The organism is Niabella drilacis (assembly GCF_900101395.1).
In the GTDB taxonomy this organism is placed as follows: Bacteria; Bacteroidota; Bacteroidia; order Chitinophagales; family Chitinophagaceae; genus Niabella; species Niabella drilacis.
This window is the reverse complement of record NZ_FMZO01000041.1, coordinates 1-5,939: the sequence shown is the minus strand read 5'-3', so window position 1 is coordinate 5,939 and position 5,939 is coordinate 1. Positions and strand designations below refer to the sequence as shown.

The window sequence follows — 5,939 nt, the reverse complement described above, 5'->3', positions numbered from 1 at the left end:
ATTACTCCGGACCGGGTGTTGCCGGCCGTATTTGGTCCCATACAGGCTTACTGGAAGGATGGTGTGCTGTATGTGATATGGAATACACTTACCGAAGAGAACTGTAAAGAATACACGGTTGAAGGATCCATGGATGGTAAGAACTGGAAGGCCCTGGGCACAGTGCTCAGCAAAGCAAAAGGTGGTACTTCAACCACACCGCTGGATTATGAGTTCAGCACCGGTGCGGGTGCTCTTGCAGTTGCAGGTATGGGATTGGCAGCTTTGCTGCTGCTGCCGGCAGTGCGCGGCAGAAGCAGCCGGTGGCTGCTGGCGGTTGCCGCGGTGCTCACTATTGCGGCCTGTTCTAAAAAAATGACGGATGAAATAGCTGCAGGAGAGAAGCCGGCCTATATCCGCATTGCACAAAAAGATATAAATGGTACTGTGAGCTATTCAAAGGTGATCAAAGTGGAGAAGGAGTAAGATTTTTAAGTACAACACACATATATATATAGTCTTAACGGCCGGGGTAAAAATCCCGGCCGTTACAAATAAAGCACAGTAATATAATGGCTTTTTCCCGGTTATGCACCCTTAGCCGAAAATGATCTTGCTATTGACACTAATAAATGTTATTTTACAAACAATAAGATAATAATATGATAACTGTAGCAATTGTTGACGACGACCGGGAGGTACTGATGTTACTGGAAAAGATCTTACAGGATGAACCGGATCTGTCGCATGTGGGAAGCGTAGCCTCTGGAGCGGCAGGATTGCGGCTGATAAAAGAGCTGCGTCCGGATGTGGTGCTGATGGACATCCGGATGCGGGATATAAACGGTATTGAATGTGTGCGGCAGTTAAAACCGGTTTGCAAAAAGACCGAATTTGTTATGTGTACGGTTTATGATGAAGATCAGATGGTATATGACGCGTTGCGAGCCGGGGCAAGCTCTTATCTTATGAAAGACAATGATGCCGCATTTATTGCCGACACTATCCGGGAAGTAGCCGATGGCAAAAGCCCTATGAGCAGCGATATCGCACGGAAGTTAGTGCGGCAGATGCAGCAGGTACCGGCGAAACAAAAATTTGGGATCACGGCGAAAGAGGCACTGGTGCTGGAGCAGTTATCATTTGGAAGAACCTACCAGGAAATAGCCGATCAGCTGCACATCGGCGTAAAAACCTTAAAATCGTATATCTATAGTATTTATACAAAGTTGCAGGTAAATAATAAGGTAGAAGCTATCAACAAGTATTATAATAAACCGTATGGCCGGTAAGACCTTGTTTCTTGTTTGAGGTTTATGGTTAGATCCGTTTACTCCTGGTGCCGGATCTTCGGTCGTGCACACTCAATGCTGAATGCTGATAGCTGACCATTGAGTGCCCATTTCCACATTCCCACATTTTTAAATTACGCTCCTCAACACTACGCAACCTGCTCCCTCGCCAGCGCTTTCAACGGAACGGTAATAACAACCCTTGTGCCGGCATGCTGTTCCCAGCGCACGCTGCCGCCCAGCGCCTGTATATTAGTGCGGATATTGTCCAGTCCGTTGCCCTTGGTCAGGTGTTCTATAGGCATACCCTTTCCGTTGTCGGCAATGGTTATAGTGAGGATGCCAGGCGTAAGGGCAGCGCTGCATTCCACCTCCGTGGCACCGGCGTGCTTTACAATATTATTCAGACATTCTTTAACACTCTGGAACAGGTAACGCCGCTTATATCCCTCAATCGGAAGCTCCACCAGTTCCCTGGTAAAATGGATACTGCCAGCCAGTCCCGCATCCGATAAAAACTGGGTCGTGTACCGCTGCATATAGGCCAGCAGGCTGCCCAGGTCATCATTCTTATCATTGAGCGACCATACGATTTCGTTGATCTGCATATTCAGCTTCTTGCTGTTGCGTTGCAGTACGTCGGCCAGGTCGCGGTCGGCGGTATCCTTTTGTTGCCGGCCCAGGGCTCCTGCAGCCATGCTGATAATGGTAACCACGCCTCCCAGTTCATCATGAAACTCCTGTGCAATGCGCTTTCGCTCGGTTGTTTCCGCCTGCAGCAGCAGTTCTTTCTTTTCTATTTCCAGGGCCTGTTGCAGGGCCTTTAGCTTTTGTTCTTCCAGCCGTTTTTTATTCCGGAAAAAAATGACCAGGCTTGCGGCAATGATCAGCAATAACAAAAAAATGACTACCGAATAAATGAGCCGGCTGTTAGCCGCTTTTTTTCCCTGCTCCGCCAGGGCTGCTTCCATCCGTTTCTTTTCCAGGGTTTGCTCGGATTGCGCCAACTGGGCGTTCTCTTTTTTCTGGATGGTCCTATTGCTAAACTTCTTTTGATCCTCCAGTGCTTTCAGGGCCAGTGTCATATTGCCTTCTGCTTTTTTCAGCTTGTACAGGGTTTCATAATAGGTGTCGATATAATCGTATGCAAATGTTGGGTCGGAAAGATTGCTGGTATCCAAAAACCGGCCAAAAGCCGTTAGCAGGGTATCTGCTTTTTTATATTCATTTTTTAACAAAGCGATCTGAGCAAAGTAGATATTGGGTAGCAGCGGCATGCCTTTGCCTGAGTAGCGGGCTTTGGTCATTGCCGCATGTTTCTGTATATAGCGCAGCGCACTATCCGGCTGTTTAAGGTCTATATAATAGCGCCCCAGGTTATAATAAATATATTCTGCATTTTCGCCTGTTTTTTCCAACGAATCCGTAACCAGTGCCAGCGCCCTGCGGTATTCGCGCAGGGCCGCCAGCGTATCTCTCAACTGGTAATAATAAACCAGCGCCCTGTTGTTATAAAGCCCGATCTCCGCATTCAGGTTCCGGGGCCGGATCTTTTTTGCTTCATTCAGCGAGCGGGCATAATATGCCAGTGCGCCCGAGCTGTTTTTGCGTAGCTTCTGGATATTACCTGCGGAGCAGAGCGCCATGCTTTTATCAAACGGATCAAGCTCGTCAAGCTTTGGTAATACCTGCTCCAGGTAGTATTGCGACATGGAGTCCATATGTGTAAAATAGATGGAGCTATAATATAAATTTATTGTAGACCACATTTTTGTGCGGCCGGTTTGTTTCATCAGGATAGAGGCACTGTCCAGCATTTTTTTTGCCCGCTCAAAATCCATTTTTGACCATTTATAAATATAGGCCGTCCGGCAATAGGAGCGGATCTGCTCATCTGTAAGCTGGTACTGCCGGGCAATGCGGGTTACCTGTTCCTGCACCGCCAGCTCGCTGTCCGGGGGAACGCCGAAGCTAAGCGTTTTTAGCGAATCCAGCTGGTGGCGGATAGCGGGGGGGAGGACCTGTTTTGTATGGCAGGCCTGCTGTACTATCAACAAAAAGCAGCAGGTAAAAAAAAGTATAAGGCGGGTGCCCGGCTTTGGGGAGTGTAATTGCATTGTAGTAGAACAATAAGTGTTGCAGTATCTTATTTACTACAAAAATAGGGATTGGAAGAAAAAGAATGCGGGCAACTTTGCCATAGACAACCCGATGATCGCTAAATACCTGTTTCTTGTTTATGGTTTATAGTTTCAGGGTAGATCCGTGTTTCACTTCTCATGGATCACAGGTGGGGCCCAGGTTTAGCGTGGTGGAATATTGTTGAATATTATTTAAAGGGTGCTGACTCCGAAAACTGATAACTGATTGCTGACAACTCCTGCCATTTTTACTACAAAGGTAGGGACCCGGGGGAACAGGAATCGGGCATCTTTGCACTAATTAAAAAATGGTAAAACAAAGCCGCCTGGCAGGGGACGCATTTTATGTCTTTTGGCAATATGTTCCATTTCAGATTTGTTATACACATCCGTTGTACAGATTTGTAAACAACGTAAGCGATAACAAATGGGTTAAGACTGCAGGCTGCTGCTTAAACCGTATCCTGTCGGGCAAATAAAATCAGAATAAAAATGAAAAAGAAAATCCAACAAATGTACAGGGCGTCGTTACTGATGACGCTGCTCCTGTTTTCGGTTGTTACTGTTTGGGCGCAGGCTACAATACCTTTTGGCTGTTCCAGTAAGGGTTACCAGGTGATGATTGTTTCAGGATCGAACCCGGTAACTTATTCCTTTGATTCCTATGATATTAAAACAGGAATCCAATCACAGCTATTTAATTTTCCTGCCGGCGTATCTGTAAATGCATTGGGCTATAACCCTACCGACAATTATATGTACACCTACAAAGGTGGTAACCAGTTATATAAAATAGGAGCCGACGGGTACACAGCAATGACTATTGCCGGTTTGCCTGCCACCAATCCGGATCCCACTGCTCCTACTATCCCTGCTACCGGGTATAATATGGCAGATATTACCGATGATGGATATATGCTGCTTGCCAATAGTAGTAGCAACAGGTATTACTATGTGGATTTAAACCCTGCCCGACCTGCCACTTACGGCAAATTGGTAGATCCTGATACAGGCGCGGCATCAACTGCGTTTAACACGTTTACCGGAGGCGGTACCACCCTTGCCGTCCAATATGCCGGAGATGTGGCTTACAATAAGGCCGATGGTATGTTTTACACTGTTGTTACTTATACCGCCGTTAGCCCTAATACTTACCAGTTAAGAAAAATTGATCCTGTATCGGGAGCGGTTACTGCTATAGGGGCGGTTACAGGCACTCCTTCAAATAGTACCGGCAACGGCTATGGCTCACTTTTTTTTGATGCAACAGGTACTTTATACGGTTTTTTCAATCCGGCAGGCAGGTATTATTCCATACCTATTACTGGTACAGGCTCTCGTGCCGCTACCCAGGTGGGAGGCAGCTATAACCCCAATAGCACCAATGATGGAGCCATGTGCCCCAATACAGTGTTAAACTATGTAAATATTTCGGGCAAGGTAAATAACCTGAACACCGGCTCTGGTACCAACCTGGGCGGGCAGTTGTATGCCACCCTGGTGGATGCCAATGGTAAAGTGGTAGACCAGGTACCCGTCAATGCGGATGGTACTTACACACTGGCCGGCTCGCCCAACGCAAGCTATCAGGTAGTGATTACGACCACACCGGCCACCAAGGGAGCTGCTGCACCCGCGCCCAACCTGCCTCCCGACTGGAAAAACGTCCGTGATGGCGTAGGAGCAGCTAACGATGGAAGCGCCAATGGTTCGCTTAGCATTACTACCGGAACCGGTGATTTTTCCAATGCCAATTTTGATATTCAGCAGATGACCGTAAACCCTGATTTTAATTCGGGCTATGTAAACCAGACCATAAAGGGCAACCTCAATACAAACGATAAGGTGCCGGGAACTGTGGGCACTACTACTACCTATGGCAGTCCCGCTGTTGTGGGCACCAACCCCAGCTCAGATATGCCCACTATCAACCCCGATGGTACTTATACCTTTACCGGTACCAAACCGGGTGTGTATACCTTTGATGTGCCGGTATGTGCCGGAAGCGTATGTGTGAACAACCGGCTTACCATTACCGTGGCGGAGCCTAATTCCGCCACCAACCCGCCGGTGGCCAATCCGGACCTGGCTACCATGACGGGCTACCCTGTTGGTGGAACACCGACTTCCGTAACGCTCAATACCCTGGCCAATGATCAGCCGGGCTCGCTTTCGCCGGCGCTCAATCCTGCCAGTGTTACACCTACGCAGCCGGCCCATGGTACGGTAACCAAAGATGCACTGGGTAATATTACCTATACACCCGATCCTGGTTTTGTGGGTAAAGACACCATTCCCTACCAGGTATGTGATCTGTCTGTTCCCACGCCTAAATGTACCAGCTCCTACCAGGTAGTAACGGTGAATGCTCCCGGAACAGCCAACAGTACTTCGGCCAGCGATGACTATGCTACCGCCGTTCAGGGAGCTTCCATCGTTCGTACTGCCGCCACCGGTTTAAAGGCCAATGATGTGGACCCGGAAGGCAATGCAACAACGATCACCGGCATCGGAGGCACGGCCCTGT

3 protein-coding genes and 1 pseudogene are annotated in these 5,939 nt (G+C 48.2%); 3 read left to right on the top strand and 1 reads right to left on the bottom strand.

Translation table 11 applies throughout. The features are described from left to right. Both BLS44_RS26745 and BLS44_RS26105 read left to right on the top strand, forming a co-directional pair. Positions 1-465, top strand: a pseudogene (locus BLS44_RS26745) (hypothetical protein); the annotation flags it as partial. 176 nt (positions 466-641) lie between these two features. Next, positions 642-1,271 carry a response regulator transcription factor gene (locus BLS44_RS26105; RefSeq protein WP_090393704.1) on the top strand — a complete coding sequence of 210 codons (630 nt, stop codon included), beginning with the start codon at positions 642-644 and terminating at the stop codon, positions 1,269-1,271. A 149-nt stretch (positions 1,272-1,420) separates the two neighbouring features. On the opposite strand, the gene BLS44_RS26100 is transcribed toward BLS44_RS26105, so the two are convergent. Beyond that, positions 1,421-3,328, bottom strand: a complete 1,908-nt coding sequence (locus BLS44_RS26100; protein ID WP_176954567.1) for a tetratricopeptide repeat-containing sensor histidine kinase — start codon at positions 3,326-3,328, stop codon at positions 1,421-1,423. A 576-nt stretch (positions 3,329-3,904) separates the two neighbouring features. Here BLS44_RS26100 and BLS44_RS26095 point away from each other — a divergent pair. Next, on the top strand, positions 3,905-5,939 hold a 2,035-nt coding region (locus BLS44_RS26095), incomplete at its 3' end, for an Ig-like domain-containing protein (RefSeq protein ID WP_176954566.1).

Excerpts from the sequence above, each read along its gene's own strand:
- BLS44_RS26105 (WP_090393704.1), top strand. The coding sequence starts at position 642 with ATGATAACTGTAGCAATTGTTGACGACGACCGGGAGGTACTGATGTTA.